A 26,247-nucleotide genomic window follows, 5' to 3' on the forward strand; every position below is an offset into this window, starting at 1 on the left:
GAGATTTAAGCTTTTGGATTAGCGGGGTTGATGAATTTTAAACTTTGTTGACAATCACCTGGGGCTTTTGAATCACCCTTCCGTCCAGTTCAAAGCCGTTTCGCTGGATACCCACAATAACGCCGTTGTGCCAGGTTGTGTCACTTATTGTGGAGCGGGCGGTATGCTTTGTGCTGTCAAAAACCGTTTTCTTCAGAATGATTTCGACCGGTTTCAGATTTCCTTTTTCAAGCACCTCAAGCACGGTGTCGTAAAGCTCCTGCAAGTTCCCGCTTCTTTTCTCAATTTTGGTCTCATGGTATCTGAGCAGCACTTTGTCAGCAATTTCAAGAAACTCCCCGCCTATCCATTTCTCAAGTTTGAAATCAAGCAGCCTTTTCACTTCCCGGGGGTTTTGCAGGGATGTGAGCAACTGAGACCAGTTGCGAAGGTTGGAGAGTTCCTTCTGATCTCCCCATTCCTTTGTTTCCAGGTCTCCTGCCGCATATCTGTCAATAATTGGCAGATTAATCATCTGAGGATAATATTCCTTCAGTTGCAACACGATATCACTATAAGATGAGACAAGCTGTTCGTCATCAGGATCAGCGTCAAGCAAAGCCAAGAGACGCTGTGACAATACCTCCGAATAAAAACTTATCTCACCGGATTCCTTAGTTCTGTTGGCAAGGTCAACAACTTCCCCATACTCTTTCTTAAAGCTGTTCCACCTGCTCTCCAGCATCCCTTTTTCCATTTCTACGATTGCGGACAGGATGGATTCTTTAGGCGGAGCGACCTCCTTATTTGAAACAGCTTCGGATTGTTTCTGGAGTTTAGAGAGTTCCTTTCGAAGCTCCTTAATTTCGCCGTCATTGTCGGGAGGAGATGAAACGTTGACAGGCACAGAGAACTTCTTGTTAAGTTTCTCAATATATCGCCAAATTTTTCCAATATTTTCTTCGATTCCATCAATTTTACTTTCCAAGCTTTTTAATTTGGCGACATCCTGTTTTAATTGGCTCAGGTCTGATTCCTCAAACTTCTTCTGGGCTTCCCCAATCTTTTTTTCCAAGCCCTCTGTTATTATATTCGATACTTCAGGAGCATTAGGAAAATGCGGTTGTTTTTTTTGTCTAATTAACTCTCTTAAACCATTTTTACGTACCTTCAATTCACCTATCTTTTTAGTCAGCTCATCATATATTTCTTTTACATAGCTCTCATGTGAAGGGAGGGAGAACTCTATGACATTTGTTTCAAGTTTTTTTAAGTCTTTTTTTATAGTTTCAAAATCATCAATTGCCTTGTCTGTTATAAATTCTTTTGAAAGTTCTGTCTTTAATTCGTTTATGCTTTTATCCAAGGCTTCTGCCTCACCTTTTAATCGCTTAATCAGTATACGAGCCTCTATAGTCTCTGGCATTCTACGAACCTCCCATTCTAGTTTACTAAAATTACGCTTATGTCTTTTATCAACAAGATATATAATTATAACTGCAACGGATAGAACACTCAATGAAACAATAAAAAGTAAACGAACCGAGATATCTTTATGATCACCTGTACTTTCCTCCAACTTTGTCTGAGTGGTTCCAGTTTTCGGTGGTGTTTCAGATGAGTTGCCTGACTCCTGATTACCTGTTTTGGGGGGAATGGTATTTACGAGACCTTGTCTGATTTTATCTCTCAGAGCCGGAAATCTGACTTTGGCATCCTCATAAGCTTTCGCCCAATAGATTCCGCCTTCGTTTATCTCAGCTTTCTGAATTATTTTCGACAGTTTCTTATAGGTGTCAAACTTTTCTGACATTTTTGTTATAAAACCATTGTAAACTGCGAAATAAGCATCAGAAAATCCCGCTGACTCCAATTCTCCCATTATTTTCTCTGTCAGAGTTATCAGCTTACCAAGTCTTTCGTGATACTTTAAACCCGGGGCTAGAGAATAAGGTTCTTTCTCAATTTCCCAAGCAATCTCGGCAAGCAGACTTCCCAATTCTCCGCCTTTTTCATTCCACTTTGTAGCAACGGCTTCCTTAATCCCAGCTTCTTCGGGTGTTGTCGGAAAAGGCAATTCACTAACTTCCAAAATATATTGCTGTAAATTTCCTTTGTTAACAATGTGTTCAATATATCTTGCCTCTTTCTTTATAGCTTCTTTTATTTGATTTTCAAAATCAGAAAACCTATCTAAAAGAAGCTTTTTGTGTTCATCGCTTTTTAACTCCCAAAAATTTGTTTTTATATCTATTATTTTATCTATTCTTTTATAATTTCCAGTATCCTCTCTTAAAATTCTTATGAAATTATTATAGGTTGCTGTACGTGCAGTTTTGAAGTTGGCTTCTTCAAATTGTTTTAATGTCTTATGTATGAATTCAAGTACTTTTAAAAGATTTTTATCATTATTCTCTTCTTCCCGAAGAATTTCAGCAAATAATTCGCCTAACTTCCGGGCGCATACGCTCTCTTCACAACAAGAATTGTCTTCTTTCCAAAATTTCTCGTTCTCTTTGTTCTCTTTGGCTTTATCATTTTCTGCTATTTCCTCCAATGGAAACATTTCAGCATCAGCTAAAATACGCCTCTTTAATTCTTCCTTATTAACAAGCTTTTCTACATCTTCACAGGTCAGTTTTTTTTCCGCATAAGCAAAATTAGATATTAATATTGTAAAACAAAGTACGCAGGCCAAAACAACATAATTTTTATGGAATAATTTCAAGATACACCTCTTTGTAATTATATGAAATATTTTGGCGTTCCTTCTAAGCTTTGCCAGTTATCATTAAACCTTGTTATATATCACCTGTGGTTGCTGAATCATTCTTCCTTCCGGAGCCTCTCGGAAACCGTTTCGGAGAACCTGCACAATCACACCGTCCCGGGTCATGTTCTGGGATACGGTGGAGCGGGCAGAATGTATCTTTTTGTCAAACAAGGTTTTCCCCAAAACAATTTCAACAGGCTCCAACTCCCCTGTGGAAAGAATGCGGAGTATAATCTCATGAGCTTCCCCCGGGAAATTATTGTGCTTTTTATCCTGGCTCTCCTGGGAAGCGCATAAAAATGTATCTGCAAACTCAATAAAATATTCACGCACCCATTTTTTCATATCAAAATCAAGGAACTGCTGTACCTTCCCAAAATCCTGCAATGATATCAGCAAATGTGTCCAGTTGCGGAGGCGGGAGATTTCTTTTTCCGGTTCCCCTGCTTTTATCGGATTTGATGCAAAATCGCTCTGCTGTTCGTTTATTGCTGCAAGGATAAACAAGGAGGGATAATATTCATTCAGCGGAATCAGCATCTTTTTACAGCGTGAGACAAGTTCTTCATTATGAGAGAGCAATCCGGGCAGGGGGCTTATATTTTGAATATAAAAATCTTTCTCTTCGGACAGACTGACTTTCATGGCAAGTTCTGTCAGTTCTCTATTTTCCGATTTAAAAAACTCCCATTTATCAATCAGTATGTTTTGCTCCATTTGTATGATTGCGGATGAGATGACATCGTTTTTCATTTTATCCGAGCGATTTGGGGCAGCTTGTTCCAGACCTGAAGCCATATCTGTCTGAACCTGATCATTTTGTGTATCTGTTAGCACAGTCCCATTAAGCTTATTCACAATCACCTGAGGCTTTTGAATCACTCTTCCGTCCAGTTCAAATCCGTTTCGGTGGATACCCATAATGATACCATTGGGGAAACAAATGTTGTTTGTTGTGGAATGGACACTATGCCTTGTGCTCTCAAAATATGTTTTCCCCAGAATGATTTTGACTGGTTTCACATTTCCTCTTTCAAGTACCTCAAGCACGGTTTGATAAAGCGTTTCCAAGCTCCCTATTCTCTCTTCAGATTTATATCTGAGCAGCAGTTTTTCAGAAGTCATATGCCGTTGCTCCAGAAAAATTGGATCGGATTTGGTCTCATAGTATCTGACCAGCACTTTGTCCGCAATTTCAAGAAACTCCCCGCCTATCCACTTCTCAAGTTTGAAATCAAGCAGCCTCTTCACTTCCCGGGGGTTTTGTAGGGATGCGAGAAACTGAGACCACATGCGAAGGTTGGAGAGAACTCTTTGCCCTTCCCATTCCTCTGTATCCAACTCTCCTGCCACATATTTGTCAATAATTGGCAGTTTGACCATCTGAGGATAATACTCCCTCAGTTGCAGTACAATTTCATTATAAGATGAAAAAAGCTGCTCGTCATCAGGATCAGCGCCAAGAAATTCCGGCAGACGCTCTGATAATACCTTCAGATAAAAACTTATCTCACCGGATTCCCTTGTTCTGTTAGCAAAATCAACAACTTCCTCATGCTCTTTTTTAAAACTACTCCAATTGTTCTCCAGCATTCCCCTTTCCATTTCTATGATTGCGGACAGGATGAATTCTTTGGACGGAGCAACTTCCTTCTTGGAAACAGCTTCGAATTGTTTTTGGAAGTCGGAGAGTTTATTTTGAAGTTCCTTAATCTCACTGTCATAGTAAGGAGGATCTGATACTTTTTCGGCAGGCTCAGAGAGTTTGTTTTTTAGCTCTTTAATATCTTTCAGAATTTTAATAATCTCTTTTCGGATTATTTCAGTCATTCTATTTTTTAACTTGATGTCCTGTTTTAATTTAATCGGGTCTAAGTCATCAAACTCTCTCCGAATTTCCCCAATCTTTTTTTCCAAGTCCTCTGTTATTTTATTTGGCAGTTCGGGGACATTAGAAATAGGCTGTTGTTTTTTTCTAATTAATTTTCTCAAATCATTTATATTTATTTGCAACTCCCTGATCTTCTCATTCTTCAATCTGTTAAGCTCGGCTCTGATATCGTTATCATCTTCGGGGAAAGAGGACTCTCTGACATTCTTTTCAAATTCAGCAAAACTTTGTTTTATAGTTTCAAATTCATTAATTGCCTTTTCTGTTATAAACTCTTTTGAAAGTTTTTCTTTTAACTTACTTATCGCCTCATCTAAATCCTTTACCCATTCTTTTAGGCGGTTAATTTTAAGAGTAGGAGGTAGTTTCTTATTTAAGTCTCTTACCCATTCTTCTATTTTTCCAACTCCGATAGAAGCAGGCCGTATCTGTGAATTTTTCTTAACCTCCTCTTCTAATTTGCTGCGTTTTTTATCAACAAGATATAATTCAATGGCAAATCCAAATAATATGACAGTCCATAAAGCAATAAAAAACGGAAGAACAGAGTTCTCCTGATCATTTTTCTCCATCGTCTCATCAGATAGCTTTATGGATAGTATGTGAAATCTTAGCTCGAAAAACCTGACTTTGGCATCCTTATAAGTTTCCGCCCAATATGTTCCGCGTTCGTTTATCTCCGATTTCCGAATTATTTTCGCCAATTTATCATAGTTATCAAAGCCTGATGATATTTTTGTTATGAAACTGCGATAAACTGCACCGTAAGCATCAAAAAATTCTGCTCTCTCCAATTCTAACATTATTTTATTTGTCAGAACTATCAGCTTATCAAGCCTCTCATAATATTTTAAATTTGGGCTGGGAGGATAATTTTCATTCTCAATTTCCGAAGCAATCTCGGCAAGCAGGTTTCCCAATTCTTCGGCTTTTTCATTCCACTTTTCTTTAACGGCCTCTTTAATCTTACCTTTTTCGGGTGTTGCCAGAAAAGGCAGTTGTTTATCTTCAAAAATATATTGTTGCAAATTTTCTTTGTTAACAATGTCTTCAATATAACTTAGAGTTTTTATAGCTTCTCTTATCTGACTCTCAAAAGCAGAAAACCTTTCTATAACTAAACGGGACATACGTCTTCGGGACATATCCCTTCTTAAATTTCCGAAAGTTTTTATGTCTATTATATTATTTATTCTTTCGTAACTCTTATTATTGTATATTGTTTTGTATTTTAAGGTTCCTATAAATTTATTGTAAATTGTTGCAGATGCAGTAGCCAAGTTGGCATTTACAAACTGTTTCAAGGTATTATGTGTAAATGTCAGTACTTTTAAAAGGCTTTTATCATTATTCTGTTCTTCCCGAATAATTTCAGCTAATAATTCGCCTAACTCCCAAGCGCACCCACGTTTTTTCTCACAACAAGAGTTTTTTTCTGTCCAGAATTTGCCGTTCTCTTGGTTTTCTTCTGTTTTATCATCTTCTGCTATTTCCTCTAATGGAAACATTTCAGCATCAGCTAAAATACGCCTTTTTAATTCTTCCTTATTAACAAGCTTTTTTATATCTTCACAACTCAGTTTTTTTTCTGCATAAGCAGAATTCATAAAGATCAATGGTAATACGGCAAAACCAAGCAGGCAGGTCAGAAGAACATAAATTTTTTGATATGATTTTAACAAATATCTGACGGATAGCATTTTATAAACCACTCAACACTGTCATATCGCTTGATTTAGGAAAATGGAGTTTTCTCGGTGGCTTGGGCTTTCGTCCTCCCAATGCCGCTGTAACCTCGCCCCTCAGCCCGCCGGATGTTCCTTTCAGGTCAAAGGTAAGCTCCAGCATATTGTCATCCCGGATATCATCGGCAGTGACATCATAGCTTAACGTACACAGGCTTGTATTATATCTCGGAATCAGGTTATTTCCCCATAAGATATCCACCACCAGCAAGTCTCTTTCCATGCCAGGCTCCGCATCCAGCCCCAAAATCTGCTTAACAGACAAGCTCTTTTTTCCTGTTTTCAGTGGAAGAATAACCTCGGTGGGCACCAGTTCAATGCTGGAATCCTGTTCAGATGCGATTCGTACAGAATAATTATGCTGAACCGTAATGCGCCTGCTCTGACGCTCCCCGATCCATTTCAGCATCTCCGCAATCCCATAAGCTGTGCGCTCCATGGCAAGAATGCGCTGCACACGGGCCGGCTGATATTTTCCCACAGCATTCAGCATCAGGTTTTCAAACCCGCCACTCATAAAAAAAGAACCCGAAGTAACAAAAAAGTCCGCATCGTTTAGCCCCAGTTCATCTGTGGCACGCATCAGGTTCACAGATGCCTCATAGCTGAGACTCTCACCCAACTCTCCGCCAAGTTTTTCCGCAAGCAGCCTGTAAGTCATCCGCAGACCCGGATCAGGGGGGATATTCGTTGAAAACATTCCGCCAAAAAGACCGGACAGTGCCATGTCCACCTGCACCTGTTCATCCCGATTCAGCAGCAGGCCATCCCTGTAAAAAGCCTCGGCAATCTCATTCCTCACGGCCCCCCACCCCAGTTCTTTTACAGAACGAGTGCTGACATGCGCCACATTTACATCTTCATCATCCCTCACGACTTCCATCCTGGTCACATGCAGACAGTTTTCGTCCATATTCAGCACACCGATCTTCTGCACAGACGGCAGCCTCAGAAAGTGCATGGCCAGTGCGGCCGCATGATTGAGGATGACAACCCGCCGGAAAGCCATCCGCTTCAGAACCTTATATAAAATCCCCTCAGCCAGACGACTCAGATAAGCAGGCCCTGCCACGACGACATTTAACTCATGCGGATGAAAATTCATTTCACGAACAGAAGTGACCACCGGATACAACAGGAAAGCCAAAAATGCCGACGACATATCTGTAAAGGCTGATCTCTCTTCTCTCTCCTCTGTAATGCCATGTGAGGAAAGGGCATACAGCGGATGTCTCACAGGCATTATCATTTCAGCCGCAGACATTTCATAAGGTCTGAGCCACCCCAATCTTCCATCCCGGAGAAACATATCAGACTCATTTTCAGAAATGACAGCATTCAGTTCGTCCAGCCATTCATCCCCTTTCTGAGACTTCTTCGGATCCAAAAAAATATCAGCGGAGAAATAGCGTGACGTCATGCCGTGTCGTTTAAGGACGCAGGGCATAGTTCTTCCCTCCGGCGTGACGATCAGCGCGACAACATTTCTGCTTGACAGGTCTATGATCAGATAAGGATGCACACAAAAATCTTTCTGAAATTCACCAGATCGGAAAACTTCGTTAAGCAATCCAGCGATCTTCCTCTTCAAGACGTTCCGGTTTAATATCTACAGGTTCATCATTTGCGAATACATCCAATTTTCTATTCGCGTCAATGACAAATCTCACATCACATGTCCGATTTTCATCAGGTAAGTTTGTGGTAATCTCCCCGATTCTTTTGATATCAGGATTTCCACGAATTTTGTTATTTTTACCAGCGTTTTGAAAAAATGTCAGATGCAATATCCTGCCGACAATCTGATTCTCGTCATAATGCCTTATATCCTCAGCCGGATATGTTGATCCGAGTGGTATGATCTCATCAAATATACGCCGTGTTCCCACCTGTTTGGCTATCCCATAACTATGCGGCAGTTTCCTGCCCTCCGCGATCAGATGCACCCCACTTCCGCCGATAGCCCTTTTCTGAGCACCGTACATGGCCGCCCCCCTGGCCACACAGACTTTCAGATGTTCTGCCTCAAGAATGTCGTTCTCATCCGGCAGATGGGAGAAATTGCTTCTGATACGGGAACGAACAGCTGGTGTGAGGCTGGAACGCCCCGTATGGATAAGGTAATCAACAGAATCGGACGCTGTTCCGGCAAACTCAAGTGCGTCCATGACGAGCTTCTCACAGCCTGCAAGAATATCCTCAATCCACCCCTCGAACAGATATCGTGTAACCGTGAGACTGTATTTTTTTCCCCTGATTTCATGCACTTTGCCGTTCTCAATAGAAAATATCGGGAGCATAAGGCGGTCAGTGTCAAAAGACGTTTCCGTGTCAGTTGAAAGGCTCATTTTAATGTCTTCTGCTGCCTTTTTCCAATAATATCTTGATGATAATACAAATTTCCATACATCATCGCTCCACTTTTCTTTTTCTCTGCGATCCACCAGCTTTTTAAAGTTATCCGAGATAATCGTTTCATCAAAATCGGAAATTTCTGCCTTGCATCCCTCGAGCAGTTGCCTCATCAGAGCCAGATCAATACTGTCTCCTCCCAGCATATTATTCCCTTTGTTGGCCAGCACTTTTATACCAATACTGCCATTAGAAAGCCCTTCCACCTGAACAACGGAGACATCCAATGTTCCGCCGCCATAATCAAACACCAGGAAATTGACTTCCTTCTGACTATTCAGTTTGTCGTCCAGTTCCGGGTGTTCATCATAAAACACATCCAGGTAGAAAAGGGCCGCTGCCGAAGGTTCATCTAGGATAATCCCCGCCTGAACATTTTTTCCAACTCGCTGTTGTAAATCTCTGGATATCTCCCGCACAAGTTCTTCTTCTGTATCAAGATTTGCTATTTGGCAGGCTTTCAGAATGCCCCGTATCTGCAAGTCAAAAAAATTGGCAGGAACGGTGACAATGGCATGGGTGATATTATAATAGATACCGGTCATATTGTAATATTCGGTTTCGGCAAGCTCGATCAGTTTTTTGATAATGCAGCCGGCAAGCTCATCCGGTGAAAAATTTTTACCGTAAAATTCCCGGTCATTGCCATATCCCATCACCCTTTTGATGGAACGCACCGCCAATTCCGGCGAAATAACCGCCTCATTCTGCGCTTCCCACCCGACCTTATAATTGTCATGGCCGCCTTCGAAGAGCAACACACTCGGAATCAGACGATCTGTTTTGCCTGTGGCTTTGTCTTTTGTAACCTCCACCACGTATGTGTTATCGTCATTATTGTCATATATGGCGATTACGGAGTTGGTCGTTCCGAAATCAATGCCGATGTAATCCTGGCAGTCTGTCGGCTGGACAACATTTATCCTGATCGGAATTTCCAAAACAGATTCCTGGCCGGCTGTGTAAACAAAGATTTTCCCCTCCTGCCATCCTTCTGACTTATTGGGCAATTTATGAGGCCGCACAAGGGCTTTGAATTTATATGCTCCCAAAATTGTCGGGCCGGAAATGTACTTGGCAGCGGAATCCGATGAAAGCAGGGTGAAGGTCTTATGCTCTTGGATAATCTGAATCCAGTCCGCATCTGTTTCTATCCCGCTTATCTCGACATCCAGATCTCCGGTGTTTGTCACCACAATATCTTCAGTGTAGTTCTGTTTTGAAAGACAGGGATCAATGTCAATTTCTTTCCTGTCCGCAGTAAGCTCCATCCGAACCCCCTGCCCCTTTACAGGAATCCATATATCCTCTTTATAATTTTCAAAGATGAGGTGAAAGCCTGTTTTATCCGAAACAGCGGCAGAATTATAAAGATTGGAATCCCATATCACAGGAATGGTGATGGTGTCATTAATTTTTATTTTGATTGGAAAGTTAATATGTTTTGCGACCTGTAAATGCGCTCCCCCCTCTGGCTTGACCGCTTTCAGTGTCAGCGGAACAGCCCCCTGATTCTGAAGCTCCAATTTTCTTTGAACAACAGCGTCCTCTGTTATTTCACCAAAGTTAATTTTTTCTGACAAAAGAACAGGTTTCGGCCCAGTTTTTACTTTTACAGATAAATTCAAAGCCTTTCGTTCATCATTATTCACAATACACAAAAAGCTGTAATCCTGTTCTGTAAAATCAGATGGTAACACCCCATAATTTAAGGAAATATTAACCTCAGTCTGTGAGTTTGCTTTGACAGTGAAATCATTTGCTGGTTCAAAATGGACAAACTCAGGACTCGGGCCCTTGCACAAAATCCGGATATGGGTATCTTTGCCTCCGGAATTGATGAAAGTCGTTTTTTTCTGGGTAATAATCTGAGAAATCAGAGTCACTTCATCCGGTTTCAGTTCAATATATATGAGCTGATGACCACAATACCCACAATAATTATCACTATCCTTTAAATACCACTGATGACATTTCGGACATTCTGTGCCAGTCATTCAAATCACCTCATAATCTGTTGGGCTACACAGCTAAACTGATAAGCAATGGCTAATGCTTGTTCAAAGAAATTTTTATATACTTGTTTTGAGAGCAATCTGTCAATATTTTTTCTGAAATTCAGCAGATCAGATCGGAACAAGCTCTGTTATTCGAGATTGTTATGCAATGATATAAAAAATAGTCTATATTTGAGAGGGTATCATTATAACTCAGGTTTTGCATTTTGTTATTCGGATTAGAAGCATATTTTTTACTAATCGGAAACGCCGTTCCGATATGTGGGTATGTCCACCGGGCGTATTTAGAATTTAGGGGAGCGATTTTTAGTCCCGGAGGGACGAGTGAAAACAGCCCGGCAATTCACTGATGGGACAGATAGCCCCGTTTTCCCAAGTCCCGTAGGGATGGTTGAAATCCTCGGACTTTTCAGATTTCGGCAATAAATTGCCGGGCTATTTTCAGTCGTCCCTCTGGGACTGAAGACAGCCTCTCTTGTTTCCGATGAAGATATTGTTAATGAAACACCAAATCCCTTCTTATCGCTAATCCGTGCAGCCACGCAATTTGACATTTTTATTGATTCTGACTCTAATATTTGTTAGAAAAATAACAAGACTGAATTGTAAAAGCTGACAAAATACGCAAATTGGTGGGAGAATTTTTTTGAAAAGCAAAGACGGAACAGCATACGCACAGAATTATGACGTGATTGTGAAGTGGCTGGCCGCGGCACTTCGGGGAGAGACCCTGGAGGTGCTGGGTCTGAAAACCGGCCGCATAGAGGAGGTGTTCGCCTTCGAACCGGCGGACATATCCGTGAAGGCCGGCCGGGTGGATGTGATGCTGCGGGACGACACAGGCGCAATATATCATGTTGAGGAGCAGCGGAATCTGAAAAAAACGGACATTTTCCGTTTCGCAGCGTACCATTTTCTCGGAGCGGAGCAGTGGGGCGTGAACCTCACGGACATCATCCTGGCATCCGGCGAAGTTTGGGCTGGTGAGAAAGGCAGCAGGGCGGTCACGACGAAAAGCGGGAAATACGATCCTGTTGTCATTGACTTCACGGAACGGGACGGACGGAAACGGCTCGGAGAAATCCGAGAGGCGGTCAGTGCCGGGACATTTGAGAACTGGCTCGAACTGGTGTTTCTCCCGCTGTACGGCAGGGAGACCGGCGAGGCCCGTTCCGAAATTGCGGAGGAGGTGCTGCGTTTTGAAAACGAACTGTATTGTGAGAAGAAAATATCGGTCAGACTGCTGGCCGCAACCCTGGTCATGTCGAACAGACTCATTGACAAGGAGCGTCTGAGAGCGTTCTGGGAGGAGGTTAAAATGTTAGATATTTTTGAAATTGCCAGAGAGGAAGGCGAAATCATAGGGATCGGGAAAGGCGAAATTATAGGGATCGAGAAAGGAAAAAACCTGGGAATATTGGAGGACAGGCGGGAAATGGTCACGGATGTCCTGATTGAACGGTTCGGCGTAGTTCTGCCACGGATATTGGAGCAAATCAGAGCCATACAGAATCCGGATGTGCTGAAAATGCTGCACCGGCAGGCCCTGAAATGTCAGAATCTTCAGGAATTCGAAGCGGTTCTGGACTTAATTGACAATTGACAAAAGCAGGCAAACCGGTGAGGAATTTTTTTGAAAAGCAAAGACGGAAAAGATTACGCACAGAATTATGATGTGATTGTGAAATGGCTGGCCGCGGCACTGCGGGGGGAGACGCTCAAAGTGCTGGGCGTGAGCACAGGCCGCATCGAGGAGGTGTTCGCCTTCGAACCCGCTGACATATCAGTGAAAGCCGGGCGGGTGGATGTGATGCTGCGGGACGACACGGGCGCAATCTATCATGTGGAGGAGCAACGAAACCTGAAAAAGGCGGACATGTTCCGCTTTGCAGCGTATCATTTTCTCGGAGCGGAGCAGTGGGGCGTGAACCTCACGGACATCATCCTGGCATCCGGCGAAGTTTGGGCTGGTGAGAAAGGCAGCAGGGCGGTCACGACGAAAAGCGGGAGATACGATCCTGTTGTCATTGACTTCACGGAACGGGACGGACGGAAACGTCTCGGAGAAATCCGGGAGGCGGTCAGAGCCGGGACTTTTGAGAACTGGCTCGAACTGGTGTTTCTCCCGCTGTACGGCAGGGAAACCGGCGAGGCACGCTCCGAAATGGCGGAGGAGGTGCTGCGTTTTGAAAACGAGCTGTATCGTGAGAGGAAAATATCGGTCAGGCTGCTGGCCGCCACATTGGTCATGTCGAACAGACTCATTGACAAAAACCGCCTGAGGGCGTTCTGGGAGGAGGTCAAAATGTTGGATATTTTTGAAATTGCCAGAGAGGAAGGCGAGATTATAGGAATGGAGAAGGGCGAAATTCTGGGAATGGAGAAGGGTAAAATCCTGGGAATATTGGAAGACAGACAGGAAATGCTCATGGATGCACTGATTGTAAAATTCGGTGCTGTATCAGAGAAGGTGTCGGAAAAAATAAGATCGCTTCGGAACCCGGATGTGCTCAGGGGGCTGTTTCATCAGGCGATCAGATGCCAGAGCCTGAAAGAATTCGAAACTGTTATGGAATTGGTAATTGACAATTGACAAAAGCAGGCAAACCGGTGAGGAATTTTTTTGAAAAGCAAAGACGGAAAAGATTACGCACAGAATTACGACGTGATTGTGAAATGGCTGGCCGCGGCACTGAAAGGAGAGACGCTGGAGGTGCTGGGCGTGAGCACAGGCCGCATCGAGGAGGTGTTCGCCTTCGAACCCGCTGACATATCAGTGAAAGCCGGTCGGGTGGATGTGATGCTTCGGGACGACACGGGCGCAATATATCATGTTGAGGAGCAGCGGAATCTGAAAAAGGCGGACATGTTCCGCTTTGCGGCGTATCATTTTCTCGGAGCGGAGCAGTGGGGCCTGAAGCTCACGGACATCATTCTGGCATCCGGTGAGGTGTGGCCCGGGGACAGAGGCAGCAGGGCGGTCACTACGAAAAGCGGAAGATACGATCCCGTTGTCATTGATTTCACGGAGCGGGACGGACGGAAACGACTCGGAGAAATCCGGGAGGCGGTCAGTGCCCATAGGTGTAAAGTTAAGGAACTGCTGAATTGTAAAAATATCCTTTTATAACATATGGTTGTTGTTTAAATAAAATGCAAGAAATGCCGTGTCGCAAATTACTTTTTCATTGCATCTCTCAGCACATGCTGATATTCCGGACTGTGTGAAAAAAACAAAATATCCGACAATCTCATAAGATCATATTTGGGAGGACTGTGCAATGATAAATAAACAGATTAAAATTGATGTCAGAACAGTTAAAAAGTTTTTCAAAAAAGGAAAGATCAGAAAAATAGCTGAAAAAACCGGTTTCATAAAGAGAAAACGGAAATTGGACGCATTCGAATTTTTCATATCGCTGACTTTCGGTTCGCTGACAACGACCACAATAACTCTGGGTGCCATAGCGGAAAATCTGTCCGAATGTATTTCAAGGGCGGGAATAAATGACCGTTTTAATCAGTATGCCATTGATTTTCTGACAGAAGTTTTTTCATTTTTTTTCAGAACGGCGACTGAAAACGGACATAATATCAATATTGACGTATTAAATCAGTTCGGCAGAGTGAATATTATTGACAGTTCGTCATGGGAGCTGCCCCCGGGCCTGAAATCCGCATTTCCGGGATATAACATTGCGGGTTGCAAAGTTCAGTTAATGTATGATTACAAAACCGGAGTGATTCAGCTGTTTGATATAAAAAAACAAACGTGTAACGATCAGAGTTATTCGAAGACACTGGGCGATCAGATCAGCGCGGATGATCTGCTTATTTTCGATCTGGGATATTCAATTGCGGACATGCTGAAAATAACTGATGACAAAGAAGCCTTTTTCATATCCCGTTTTAATTATTCCGGAATCGGTCTGTATATAAAGAAAGGGGAAGAATATGAGAGAATCGGAATCTCGGAGATATTGAAAAAGCTGAACGGCAATGAGACAATATTTGAATTCGAATGTTATACGGGAAACAAAGAGAAAAAGATAAAGATACGCTTTTTCGCAGTCAGAGTTCCGGAAGAAGTTGCAAACAAAAAACGGAGAAAAATGTGTCAGAATGCCAAAAAGAAAGGAAGAACCCCCAAGAAAGAATCACTGCGACTGTGTGAGTGGAACTTTATGATGACAAATATTCCTGCTGAGAAAACGGAGGATGTGAGAACCATCCTTGCATTTTATCCGATCAGATGGTCTGTGGAATTATTTTTCAAACAGTTTAAATCGGTATTGAACATTCATAAAACAGAAGTAAGAAACAATGAGGACAGGCTCAGGTGCGAAGTATTGGGAAAAGCGATAGTTGTGATGTTCATATCCTACTGTTATTCGAATGCCAGATCAGAGGCATGGCGGATACTCGGCGAAGAGGTAAGTATTGACAAGACAGTGAAATATTTCAGAAGAAACATAGCCGGTCTGACAGTGCTGCTTTCGGATTCTGCTGACAAAGCGGCAAAACATGTCAGGAAAATGATAGCAAAAATAACTGACACATGCCGGAAAGAGAGGCAGAAAAGCAGAAAAAACTCCCTTGATGTACTTATCGACGGAGCAGTTCTTGAAAACTATAAATATGTAAAGGTAAACCTCTCGGAACTCGGGCAGCCGGGTAAAGGCATGCCTCTGTCTTTCCGTCTTTTCAATCTGATAAATGTGAATTTATTTTTTGAAATCATACCGTTAGCAGGTTAGTTAAGTATCCTTAACTTTACACCTATGGGTCAGTGCCGGGACATTTGAGAACTGGCTCGAGCTGATATTTCTTCCGCTGTACGGCAGGGAGATCGGAGATGCCCGTGCCGAGATGGCGGAAGATGTGCTGCGTTTTGAAAACGAGCTGTATCGTGAGCAAAAAATATCGGTCAGGCTGCTGGCCGCAACCCTGGTCATGTCGAACAGACTCATTGACAAAGAGCGTCTGAGGGCGTTCTGGGAGGAGATCAAAATGCTTGATATTTTTGAGATTGCCAGAGAAGAGGGCGAAATTCTGGGAATAGAAAAGGGAAAAATATTGGGAATATTGGAGGAGAGGCGGGAGACAGTCAAAGAAGACCTGATTGAGCGGTTCGGCGTGGTTCATCCCCGGATACTGGAACAGATCAGAGCCGTACAGAATCCTGATGTGCTGAAAATGCTGCGTCGGCAGGCCATGAAATGTCAGAGTCTTCAGGAATTCGAGGCGGTTCTGGACTTAATTGATAATTGACAAAAACATACAGACCGGTGAGGATTTTCTTTGAAAAGCAAAGACGGAACAGAATACGCACAGAATTATGACGTGATTGTGAAGTGGCTGGCAGCGGCACTCCGGGGGGAGACTCTGGAGGTGCTTGGGCTGAAGACAGGCCGCATTGAAGAGGTGTTCGCATTCGAACCCGCCGACATATCAGTGAAAGCCGGTCGGGTGGATGTGATGCTTCGGGACGACACGGGCGCAATATATCATGTTGAGGAGCAGCGGAATCTGAAAAAGGCGGACATGTTCCGCTTTGCGGCGTATCATTTTCTCGGAGCGGAGCAGTGGGGCCTGAAACTTACGGACATCATTCTGGCATCCGGCGAGGTGTGGGCCGGGGAGAAGGGAAGCCGGGCGGTCACAACCGAAAGCGGGAGATATGATCCTGTTGTCATTGATTTCACGGAACGGGAAGGACGGAAACGGCTCGGAGAAATCCGGGAGGCGATCAGAGCCGGGACTTTTGACAACTGGCTCGAACTTGTGTTTCTCCCGCTGTACGGCAGGGAGATCGGAGACGCCCGTGCCGAGATGGCGGAAGATGTGCTGCGTTTTGAAAATGAGCTGTATCGTGAGCAAAAAATATCGGTCAGGCTGCTGGCCGCAACCCTGGTCATGTCGAACAAACTCATTGACAAAGAGCGTCTGAGGGCGTTTTGGGAGGAGGTCAAAATGTTGGATATTTTTGAGATTGCCAGAGAGGAAGGCATGGAGGAAGGCAAAGCCCTGGGAATAGAGGAAGGCAAAGTCCTGGGAATAGAGGAAGGCAGAGTCCTGGGGATATTGGAGGTCTGGCAGGAAATGGTCACTGATGATCTGATCGAACGCTTCGGGGTGGTTCAGCCCCGGATACTGGAGCAGATCAGAGCCATGCAGAATCCGGATGTGCTGAAAATGCTGCACCGGCAGGCCCTGAAATGTCAGAGCCTTCAGGAATTTGAAGCGGTGCTGAACCTGATTGATAACTGATTCTTGTTGTGGCAAAAATAAGACCACAGAACTCGGTGAGGAACTTCTTTGAAAAGCAAAGACGGAACAGAATATGCTCAGAATTATGACGTGATTGTGAAATGGCTGGCGGCGGCACTTCGGGGAGAAACGCTGGAGGTGCTGGGCGTGAAAACCGGCCGCATCGAGGAGGTGTTCGCCTTCGAACCCGCGGACATCTCAGTGAAAGCCGGGCGGGTGGATGTGATGCTACGGGATGAGATGGGCGCAATATATCATGTTGAGGAGCAGCGGAATCTGAAAAAGGCGGACATGTTCCGTTTTGCGGCGTATCATTTTCTCGGAGCGGAGCAGTGGGGCGTGAAACTCACGGACATCATTCTGGCATCCGGCGAGGTGTGGGCCGGGGAGAAGGGAAGCCGGGCAGTCACAACCGAAAGCGGCAGATATGATCCTGTTGTCATTGACTTCACGGAACGGGACGGACGGAAACGGCTCGGAGAAATCCGGGAGGCGGTCAGAGCCGGGACATTTGAGAACTGGCTCGAACTGATATTTCTCCCACTGTACGGCAGGGAGACCGTGGATGCCCGTGCCGAGATGGCGGAAGATGTGCTGCGTTTTGAAAACGAGCTGTATCGTGAGCAAAAAATATCGGTCAGGCTGCTGGCCGCAACCCTGGTCATGTCGAATAAACTCATTGACAAAGAGCGTCTGAGGGCGTTTTGGGAGGAGGTCAAAATGTTGGATATTTTTGAGATTGCCAGAGAGGAAGGATTAGAGGAGGGGAAAATTCTGGGAATATTGGAGGACAGGAGGGAAATGGTCACGGATGTCCTGATTGAACGATTCGGGGTGGTTCAGCCCAAAATACTGGAGAGGGTCGGAGCCGTTCAGAATCGGGGGGTGCTGAAAATGTTGCACCGGCAGGCCGTCAAATGTGAGGATATTCAGGAATTTGAAGCGGTGCTGAACCTGATTGATAACTGATTCTTGTTGTGGCAAAAATAAGACCATACAACTCGGTGAGGAACTTTTTTGAAAAGCAAAGACGGAACAGAATACGCACAGAATTATGACGTGATTGTGAAGTGGCTGGCCGCGGCACTGAAGGGAGAGACGCTGGAGGTGCTGGGCGTGAGGACGGGCCGCATCGAGGATGTGTTCGCCTTCGAACCCGCCGACATATCAGTGAAAGCCGGGCGGGTGGATGTGATGCTTCGGGATGACACAGGCGCAATATATCATGTTGAGGAGCAGCGGAATCTGAAAAAAGCGGACATGTTTCGTTTCGCAGCGTACCATTTTCTCGGAGCGGAGCAGTGGGGCGTGAAACTCACGGACATCATTCTGGCATCCGGCGAGGTGTGGGCCGGGGAGAAGGGAAGCCGGGCGGTCATAACCGAAAGCGGGAGATATGATCCTGTTGTCATTGATTTCACGGAACGGGACGGACGGAAACGGCTCGGAGAAATCCGGGAGGCGGTCAGATCCGGGACTTTTGACAACTGGCTCGAACTTGTGTTTCTCCCGCTGTACGGCAGGGAGAGCGGGGAGGCCCGTGCTGTGATGGCGGAAGAGGTGCTGCGTTTCGAAAACGAGCTGTATCTTGAGAAGAAAATATCGGTCAGGCTGCTGGCCGCAACCCTGGTCATGTCGAACAGACTCATTGACAAGGAGCGTCTGAGAGCGTTCTGGGAGGAGATTAAGATGTTTGATATTCTTGAGATTGCCAGAGAAAAAGGGATAGAGGAAGGCAAAGCCCTGGGAATAGAGGAAGGCAAAGTCCTGGGGATATTGGAGGTCTGGCAGGAAATGGTCACTGATGATCTGATCGAACGCTTCGGCGTGGTTCAGCCCCGGATACTGGAGCAGATCAGAGACATACAGAATCCGGATGTGCTGAAGATGCTGCGCCGGCAGGCCCTGAAATGTCAGAATCTTCAGGAATTCGAAGCAGTGATGAGCCAGGTGACATAATTGATAATTGACAATTGATAATTGATAATGCTTCACTTGGTAGTGTTCCAGTGCCGGATCAACTTATGGGAATATGGGGAGGGAAATAAGTACCTAACCATAAGTTTTTAATATCTGCCAGGGGAAGAAACCCGGCTTTTTTTTCCGGAATGATGCTTCTCCGATAAAGGAAAAACCCGGGTTTCTCTGCCGCTCACAGAAAAAAAGCTGTATAAAAAACTTTTGCTCAGGTACTTAAATTGCGAATTGCGGATGCTGAGACACTGACACTTTTTTACAGACCCGCAACCCGCAAATTATTTTATATTGCTATCCTGGCATCCACTGCAAAGACTTTGTCTTCATAGGCGATCACAGGATTAAGATCCATTTCCTGAATCGCAGGCAGATCCGTGACTAGCTGGGAAAGCCGCTGAATGATTTCAACAAGCCTGGCCCGATCAACACCCTTTTCTCCTCTCACTCCTTCCAATAACGCTGCGGTTTTGATGGAGGAGAGCATCTCTTCGGCCTCAAACTTCGTGACAGGCGTAAGATTGAAGACCACATCCTTCAGCACTTCCACATAGATCCCCCCGAGTCCGAACATGATCAGATGCCCAAGCCCTTCCTCAGCTTTTGCTCCGATAATGATCTCTTTTCCGCCCGGCATGTATTTCTGGATGAAGAATTTCAGGTCATCAGCCTTCAGCTTCCGCTCCATGTCCTCCACCGCGGCCCGCACAGCAAGACCATCCTCCAGATTCACTGCAACGCCGCCCATGTCGCTTTTATGCACGATGGTTTCCGAGTCCGCTTTGATCACCACGGGATAGCCGATATCTCCGGCAACCTTTTCAGCATCCTCGGCATTAGCAGCCATTCCCCATCCTGCGACAGGAATACGGTACGCCTCCAGAATTTCATAAACCTCGGCCGCTGTGAGAATTTCACGCGCTTTGGCCTTCTCAATAATGCCTGCTGCTTTGGCCTTATCCACATCATTGAAACATGTGGGCTCGCCAATTTCCCGGGAACGAATCTCATTATATTTAACCAGCGCGGACAATGCCCTTGCCGCTTCTCCCGGAAAATTATAACACGGAACCTCAGCTTCCTTGAGTATTTCCACAACCCCTCCCCACTGGTTCGGATCTGTCATCAGGTTGCAGATAATGGGCTTTCTTTTCTGCTTGTTCACCTCGGCGATTTCTTTGGCAATACTTTCCGTATCCACAAAGAACGGCGTGACAAAATTGATGAAAATGCTGTCAATCTGTTCCTCTTCCATCATCATGTCCATTGCGGCCCGGTAATGTTCCGCAAGCCCTGTCGCGAGGAGGTCCGTGGGATTGCTGACCGAAGCTTCGGGAAATACTTTTTTCCTGAGCGTGCTGATTGCTTTCTCACTGAGAGGCGGTATTTCCAGCCCGTTATCTCCGAACACATCTGTGGCAATGACCGCAGGACCGCCTGTGTTTGTGATAATGCCGACCCTGTTCCCTTTCGGGATAGGCTGAGAAGCAAATGCCACGGCTGCCTGACAGAGTTCGGCCTCATCTCTGAATCCGAGAATACCGGCCTTTTTGAAGATCAGTTCTGTGGCAATGTCTGCCTTTGCCAGACCGCCAGTATGAGAAGAAGCAGCTTTCGCACCGAGTTCGGTACGGCCCGCTTTCATGGCAAGCACCGGTTTTTTCGCAGCAACTTCCGTGGCGACTTCCATGAAAGTCGCGGCATCCCTGAGACCCTCCACATATAATATGATGGTCCGGGTCCCGTCATCATTGCCGAGATATCTCACAATCTCCGGGATGGTAATATCACACGCGTTTCCATTGGACGCGTATATCCGTGTGCCAATTCCCATCTGGGCAAAAGCCTGATGGATCACCTCGGCCACGCCGCCGCTCAAAGCGGTGATGGAAATATGGCCCGGGTCCGGTTTTGTAAAAGTAAAATTACAATACGCCCTGATATCAGGGTCAGAATTAATAATTCCCTGGCAGTTGGGACCCAACACCCGGATACCATACTTCTTAGCCCGTTCCATAAAATCATTTTGGATGGCTTCGCCAGCAGGACCGATTTCTGAAAATCCGCCCGAATTAATGATAATATTCTTTACGCCTTTTTTCCCGCAGTCTTCAAAAGCCAGAGGAACAAGTTTGGCAGGGATAACCATGTGAACCACATCAACCCCATCCTCCTCCGGGACATCCATAATAGACTTGTATGCCTTAATCCCCCGAATCTCATCCGCCTTGGGATTGATGGGATAGATCGGCCCTTTAAACCCAAAATCCAAAAGATTCTTAATGACCCGATTTCCAATATGGAGTTCCCTGGTGGATGCGCCGATGACCGCCACTGATTTTGGCCTGAATAATGAGTCTAACATGATATGTTCTCCTGTGGTTAATGATTTGGAATTTGTGATTTGTGATTTGGAATTTGTGATTCGAAATTTGATATTTTCAAATCACCAGTCACCAATCACCAATCACCAATCACCAAATCACATTATTTTTTTTCCTCCAGTTGTTCGATGAATGCCTCGACATTGGTTTTGGTCTGTTCGTCGGACACGAGCCGCATATCATTGAGATCGCCGTTAATGGTCAGACTGGGAAGACCGGTTACCTTTTCAAGACGCTGGGGCATGCCGTAGCGGCAATTGGAGTTGTTGGGACAGGTTTTGGCGTCGTGATAGATGATGCCGTCCACCTTGAAGAAGTCCATCATGTTCTTTATGTATTTTTCCTTGGCCTCGTCCGAGCGAACAATAAACAGCTCGGTGTATGCCTTTGCCATGCTGTTAAAAGGGTCGTCCGCGTCAAACGCAGTGAATATCCAACTGTTGCAGTAAGTGGATGCAAGGACATTTGTCCTGAGTTCGGAAAACAGCTTGGAGTGGTTGCTGAGTCTGCCCCAGACCGGCATACCGTCCCAATAGAGTCTGAAACGCTCATCCTCCACCGCACCGTCCTTGTTTTTGATCCTTTCCTGCAATTCCGCAAGTAACAACTTGTAGTAGTCAACAGGCTGCTGTGTGCCTCTCAGCACCACCGCAGGGCCCATGTGTATGGTTCCGTCAAAAAATGTCAGCGGAGACGGAACTGCGGAAGCCGTGTCCAGCACTTCTTTCCACAGATCAGAACATTCACGGGAAAGCGACACAGTATGCCTGAGCGCATCCATGTCAAATTTGGTGCCTGAAATTTCCTCCAACGGCTCGACCAGCGCCTCCATCTGTTTGGCAACAGATGTGATATGACTCTCTTTGACATCTCCCACGCCTCTGTGGGTGTGGATACCGATACACGGGACATTGAACTCTTTTGCATACCACATGAACCAGTCCTGCACATCCCGGCACTGATTTGTGTTATAAACCAGAACGTCAGGCTTTGGCACACTTTCAATGCCTTTATACGCTTTTGACAGCGGTGTCACGCCTTTCATATACGCGCCCACATCCGCGGTAAGATATGAACAGATGTCAGGAGAATATCCCGCGGCATTGGCAACCGGTATATAATCCGTGGACATGCGGGTGGCCCCCAGCATCGCGCCGTGATTTTCAGGAAAATGAACCAGGAGTCCCATGGCCCTCAGCAGTTCCGCGGGTCCTACGCTTGTACACCAGGCTATCTTTTTTTTACCTGTTTTTGCAGCATCATCCATTTCATAAAAATAGTCAGCCATGATCCGCTGCATTTCGCCAGTGGCTTTTATTTTTTTTCTTACAGGTTTTTTTTCTTCGGCCATAGTGTTTCCTCCATTATATATTTTAATGCGAATTAAGGGTTAATTTAATTCAGCCCCCAATTCGCATATTTAATCAAAAAAAGAAAGAGAACTTAATTGGTGTATATAAATAAAATGAATTTGATTCAGCAAAAAATATATGGCCCCCCTTATTTTAGTCTTTCATGACGCACATAAAAAAACTAAAATACTGCGGAACAGCTACATCGCGTAAATTGCCGCGCCAATGGCCCCGGTAAGCTGAGGATATTCAGGAACCAATATGTTTCTCTCAATGATCTCCTCGGTCATCTTCACCAGCAACGGATTGTGAGCCACCACACCTCCTGTCATGACCACATTCTCACTCAGCGAATCCATCTCCAGAACTCTTTGGATGACTGAAAAGAAAAGACCTTTTACAATATCCGGGACTTTTTTGCCGTTTCTTATGTTTTCCAAAACTTCTGTGGCTGAGAACACCGTGCAGAAGCTTCCCAGTCTGACCATATCTTCGGACTGTCCGGCCAAAGCATTCATTTCCTCAAGGGGAATATCAAGACGCGGGGCCATCTCTTCCAGAAACGCGCCTGTCCCGGCCGCACATTTTCGATTCATCTTAAAACCGGAGCGATTTCCCTCCTCATCCAGTTTGATGATCTTATTATCCTGGCCTCCGATATCAATGATGGTGATGGCTTTGGGAAAATAGGAGTAGCATCCCTTTCCATGACAACTGATTTCCGTTTTGGTTTCCTGGGTGATAAAGGAGACATTTTTTCTGCCATATCCGGTTGATATCGCTCTGATAATATCCTTTTCCTCAGCCTTTGCCATTTCAAGAGATATTTTAAGACAGGCTTTTGCCGTGGCAGAGAAATCTGTTCCGGACTTCTCCACCGCGTGACCAATCAAGTTTTTCTCAGCGTCGAGAATCGCCACTTTTGTTCTCGACGCTCCCACATCAATACCTGCAAAAATCGGTTGTGATGTCATTCGTTGTTCCTGATAGTCTTATGCTGCAAAAAACTGAGTCTTTGCGGAAAACTCAGTTCCTTGCAAAATTCGGTTTCTGATTAGAATTTCGCTTCCAAAGCTTTCACATAAGCTCTGATCGCGGTGTTGCACGGGGTCTCAATGCCGGCCTGTTCCCCATATTCAATGATTTTTCCACTCAGATAATCAATCTCGGTTCTGCGTTTCATGGCAAAATCCGAGGCCATGGAAGGCTTGTGAGCGCCGCCGCCCATCATATATTCCATACAATAAGGATAATAATCCCATCCCAGAGATATCTCATTGCCTCTGGCGACTTTTATACATTCCTTGACCAGACCTCTGACAGCCTGAGAAACAAACGGGTCGGTGAGGGCTTCTCCCAGTGTCATGTCTGTCACCGCACATACGGGATTTGTAGACGCGTTCATGACAGATTTTCGCCAGACCATGGAAACAATTTGGTCTGTACGACTGGTGGCAAGGCCGCTTTTGGTAAATGCTTCTGCAATTGCCTCGGTGGCAGGTGCTGATTCCGGGTCGAGTTCCTGGATATAGTGGGGGGGATGATGGAACGGTATGCGGACATGACCGGGATTCACAAGGCCGCATCCGTAATTCACGACTGCCCGCATCACAGGCTTTTTCCCCAGGATCTTGGCAATATCCAGTTCCGTGTCAATGCCGTTTTGCCAGCTCACCACATACATGCCCTCTTTGTAAAAGCTTTCAATGGCTGAGGCAATCAGCGGTGTTGCTGTTGCTTTTACTGTGATGATGATCACATCAGGAGGATTGGCTGCCAGATCATCCACATTGGTGCATGTGCGGGTGACAGCCTGTTGGAGATTTTCCGCACCTTCGAGAATGATTCCGGGGGTTGTCGCGGGTTCGATCAGTTCGGGAATCACATCGCAAAGGGTCACATCATATCCGCCTTTTGCGAGGAAAGCTGCCACAATGCAACCCACAGGGCCTGCACCTATCACCGCGAATGACTGGGGATTAAATCCTGTTTTTTCTTTCATCTAAACACCCTCCCTTCCTAATTAGCTTCCGTTTTCAAGAATTCCAAAGGCTTTGGCATCCAATATACTAATACCGCTGTTTTGTAAGATTTCAACTGCCTTGTCATTGTCGCTGAAACGAAAAATCATGACAGCGTTTCCCCCTGAAAATCCTACAAAAGCATACGAATAAAGCACATTTACTTTGGCATCTGTAAGCGGCTTGAGTACTTTTGCGAGACATCCGGGCTTATCTTCGATTTCAACGGCAATCACATCATCCACACGGGCGGGCATCTGCTTTTCCATCATAATACGCCGGGCACCAGCCACATCTGAGACAAGAAGCCGTAGTTGTCCGAACAAACCAGTGTCAACCAGATTCAGGGCTCTGAGATTAATTCCCGCTTCACCAAGGGCCTGAGTCACTTCATATAAACGGCCCGGTGAATTCTCAATGGATACGGAAATTTGTTTTAGCTTCTTCATGAGAACCTCCGTTTTTTTCGTTGTGATTAATGTTTCTGTCTGAACTTTTTAAGAAAATGTTTTTGGGGATTACCTGGCTCAACAAAAGGTGAGTTACACTTCACTTCCCTCACCCTGCCATGATCAAAGTGCGTTACACGAATCTGCTCGCGCTTACCTGCTTCCGTTAACAGAGAAGGACTGAACGATGATATAACTATAATGTGACATATAGCCCGTATAGCATAAAGTTATAGTGTAGCTATGATGTAACTAAAAAAAAAAAGCTTGTCAATAATTTTTATGGGCGATTAAAGGTTTTGGTGAGTAAGGTTTTGTCCCCTGTCCCCGTGAGGCAACATTGTTGGCTTAATAACTAAGTATTATTTTATCTCTTTTCGTCTTGTTCCGCGCTCCCCGGGTGGGATCGCGTACACCAACAGCTCAGTCGCCTGCTACCTGACCAAATCGATTTTGGTGTATAAAATATCTGAAAAGGTTTGAAAACCTCGCAGCCCTTTATTTGTCACAGAACAGCCATATGAAATAAATTCAATCTCTAACCACCTGATTATAATTTCAAAAAAATTTGCAGAGCGAGTTTCATAACTGTTAGGTATCATTGAACATGAGAAGGAATTTCTGATTATAACGGAGTTAGGGGAGGCTCCGGGAAAACACAGAATACACGGAAATCCCCCTTCGGCAACCGCGACCGTTCGCTGAACCTGTCGAAGGATTATAACCCGGGCAGGCCGGGCTTGACGCTTGGGCTGGGACCAGTTCGCTCAACCTGTCGAAGCCGCCCCCCTTCGACAAACTCAGGGGACTGAACTGGGGTGATGAAAATGTTTCCAAGGCTCTGAAAAAGCTGATCCCGTTTTTGTTCCCCTCACTTTTTAACTGCCTGATTTTTAAGTCATAAAAAATTTGCGGAATAAAAATGGGATCGCAATTGTCAGCCCGGTTTGTGACATTTTCATCACCCCAGGACTGAACC

At 45.1% G+C, this 26,247-nt stretch carries 17 protein-coding genes; 8 read left to right on the forward strand and 9 right to left on the reverse strand.

Going from position 1 to position 26,247, the window contains the following annotated elements; translation table 11 throughout:
* Nucleotides 1-37: 37 nt before the first annotated feature.
* From grpE to dnm_RS07965, 4 genes are all read right to left on the reverse strand, one after another.
* Complete coding sequence (gene grpE / locus dnm_RS07950) at nt 38-2,707, reverse strand: nucleotide exchange factor GrpE (protein WP_207682141.1); 2,670 nt, start codon at nt 2,705-2,707, stop codon at nt 38-40.
* 63 nt (nt 2,708-2,770) lie between these two features.
* Entirely contained in the window at nt 2,771-6,325 is a 3,555-nt protein-coding gene (locus tag dnm_RS07955; RefSeq protein WP_207682142.1) for a hypothetical protein, read from the reverse strand.
* A 19-nt stretch (nt 6,326-6,344) separates the two neighbouring features.
* Nucleotides 6,345-7,958 carry a hypothetical protein gene (locus dnm_RS07960; RefSeq protein ID WP_207682143.1) on the reverse strand — a complete coding sequence of 538 codons (1,614 nt, stop codon included), beginning with the start codon at nt 7,956-7,958 and terminating at the stop codon, nt 6,345-6,347.
* On the reverse strand, nt 7,951-10,797 hold the full coding sequence (locus dnm_RS07965; protein WP_207682144.1) for an Hsp70 family protein: 2,847 nt from the start codon (nt 10,795-10,797) through the stop codon (nt 7,951-7,953). Before dnm_RS07965 ends, dnm_RS07960 begins: the two co-directional genes overlap by 8 nt.
* Nucleotides 10,798-11,464: 667 nt before the next feature.
* Between dnm_RS07965 and dnm_RS07970 the strand changes: the two genes are divergently transcribed.
* The 8 genes from dnm_RS07970 (at nt 11,465) to dnm_RS08005 (ending at nt 19,047) form a co-directional block, all read left to right on the forward strand.
* The gene (locus dnm_RS07970) at nt 11,465-12,421 is read left to right on the forward strand and encodes a hypothetical protein (RefSeq protein ID WP_207682145.1); all 957 of its coding nucleotides are present in this window, start codon (nt 11,465-11,467) and stop codon (nt 12,419-12,421) included.
* 30 nt (nt 12,422-12,451) lie between these two features.
* Nucleotides 12,452-13,411, forward strand: coding sequence for a hypothetical protein (locus tag dnm_RS07975; protein ID WP_207682146.1), 960 nt, complete (start codon nt 12,452-12,454; stop codon nt 13,409-13,411).
* 30 nt (nt 13,412-13,441) lie between these two features.
* A complete protein-coding gene (locus dnm_RS07980) occupies nt 13,442-13,948 on the forward strand; it encodes a hypothetical protein (RefSeq protein WP_207682147.1) in 507 nt (168 codons plus the stop codon).
* 151 nt (nt 13,949-14,099) lie between these two features.
* Nucleotides 14,100-15,575 (forward strand): IS4 family transposase, encoded by a 1,476-nt coding sequence (locus dnm_RS07985; protein WP_207679109.1) that lies wholly within the window; start codon nt 14,100-14,102, stop codon nt 15,573-15,575.
* Nucleotides 15,576-15,687: 112 nt separating this feature from the next.
* Entirely contained in the window at nt 15,688-16,089 is a 402-nt protein-coding gene (locus dnm_RS07990; protein ID WP_207682148.1) for a hypothetical protein, read from the forward strand.
* Nucleotides 16,090-16,119: 30 nt separating this feature from the next.
* Nucleotides 16,120-17,088 carry an RpnC/YadD family protein gene (locus dnm_RS07995; protein WP_207682149.1) on the forward strand — a complete coding sequence of 323 codons (969 nt, stop codon included), beginning with the start codon at nt 16,120-16,122 and terminating at the stop codon, nt 17,086-17,088.
* A gap of 48 nt (nt 17,089-17,136) precedes the next feature.
* Nucleotides 17,137-18,057: a hypothetical protein gene (locus dnm_RS08000; protein WP_207682150.1), complete on the forward strand. Its 921-nt coding sequence runs from the start codon at nt 17,137-17,139 to the stop codon at nt 18,055-18,057.
* A gap of 48 nt (nt 18,058-18,105) precedes the next feature.
* Nucleotides 18,106-19,047: a hypothetical protein gene (locus dnm_RS08005; protein ID WP_207682151.1), complete on the forward strand. Its 942-nt coding sequence runs from the start codon at nt 18,106-18,108 to the stop codon at nt 19,045-19,047.
* Between the two features lie 301 nt (nt 19,048-19,348).
* On the opposite strand, the gene dnm_RS08010 is transcribed toward dnm_RS08005, so the two are convergent.
* From dnm_RS08010 to dnm_RS08030, 5 genes are all read right to left on the reverse strand, one after another.
* Nucleotides 19,349-21,427 carry an acetate--CoA ligase family protein gene (locus dnm_RS08010; RefSeq protein ID WP_207682152.1) on the reverse strand — a complete coding sequence of 693 codons (2,079 nt, stop codon included), beginning with the start codon at nt 21,425-21,427 and terminating at the stop codon, nt 19,349-19,351.
* Between the two features lie 122 nt (nt 21,428-21,549).
* Nucleotides 21,550-22,797, reverse strand: a complete 1,248-nt coding sequence (locus tag dnm_RS08015) for a 2-hydroxyacyl-CoA dehydratase subunit D (RefSeq protein ID WP_207682153.1) — start codon at nt 22,795-22,797, stop codon at nt 21,550-21,552.
* Nucleotides 22,798-22,998: 201 nt separating this feature from the next.
* The gene (locus tag dnm_RS08020) at nt 22,999-23,772 is read right to left on the reverse strand and encodes an acyl-CoA dehydratase activase (RefSeq protein WP_207682154.1); all 774 of its coding nucleotides are present in this window, start codon (nt 23,770-23,772) and stop codon (nt 22,999-23,001) included.
* An 80-nt stretch (nt 23,773-23,852) separates the two neighbouring features.
* A complete protein-coding gene (locus tag dnm_RS08025; RefSeq protein WP_207682155.1) occupies nt 23,853-24,800 on the reverse strand; it encodes a ketopantoate reductase family protein in 948 nt (315 codons plus the stop codon).
* 21 nt (nt 24,801-24,821) lie between these two features.
* Nucleotides 24,822-25,268, reverse strand: coding sequence for an ACT domain-containing protein (locus dnm_RS08030; RefSeq protein ID WP_207682156.1), 447 nt, complete (start codon nt 25,266-25,268; stop codon nt 24,822-24,824).
* Between the last annotated feature and the right edge of the window lie 979 nt (nt 25,269-26,247).

Origin of the sequence: Desulfonema magnum, from assembly GCF_017377395.1 — a bacterium.
GTDB classification, from domain to species: Bacteria; Desulfobacterota; Desulfobacteria; order Desulfobacterales; family 4be13; genus Desulfonema_C; species Desulfonema_C magnum.

Bases quoted from the DNA above. Each gene is read 5' to 3' on its own strand.
- dnm_RS08030 (WP_207682156.1), bottom strand. From the start codon at position 25,268: ATGAAGAAGCTAAAACAAATTTCCGTATCCATTGAGAATTCACCGGGC.
- dnm_RS08015 (WP_207682153.1), bottom strand. From the start codon at position 22,797: ATGGCCGAAGAAAAAAAACCTGTAAGAAAAAAAATAAAAGCCACTGGC.
- dnm_RS07990 (WP_207682148.1), top strand. From the start codon at position 15,688: ATGGCGGAAGATGTGCTGCGTTTTGAAAACGAGCTGTATCGTGAGCAA.
- dnm_RS07965 (WP_207682144.1), bottom strand. From the start codon at position 10,797: ATGACTGGCACAGAATGTCCGAAATGTCATCAGTGGTATTTAAAGGAT.
- dnm_RS08020 (WP_207682154.1), bottom strand. From the start codon at position 23,772: ATGACATCACAACCGATTTTTGCAGGTATTGATGTGGGAGCGTCGAGA.
- dnm_RS08025 (WP_207682155.1), bottom strand. From the start codon at position 24,800: ATGAAAGAAAAAACAGGATTTAATCCCCAGTCATTCGCGGTGATAGGT.
- dnm_RS07985 (WP_207679109.1), top strand. From the start codon at position 14,100: ATGATAAATAAACAGATTAAAATTGATGTCAGAACAGTTAAAAAGTTT.
- dnm_RS08010 (WP_207682152.1), bottom strand. From the start codon at position 21,427: ATGTTAGACTCATTATTCAGGCCAAAATCAGTGGCGGTCATCGGCGCA.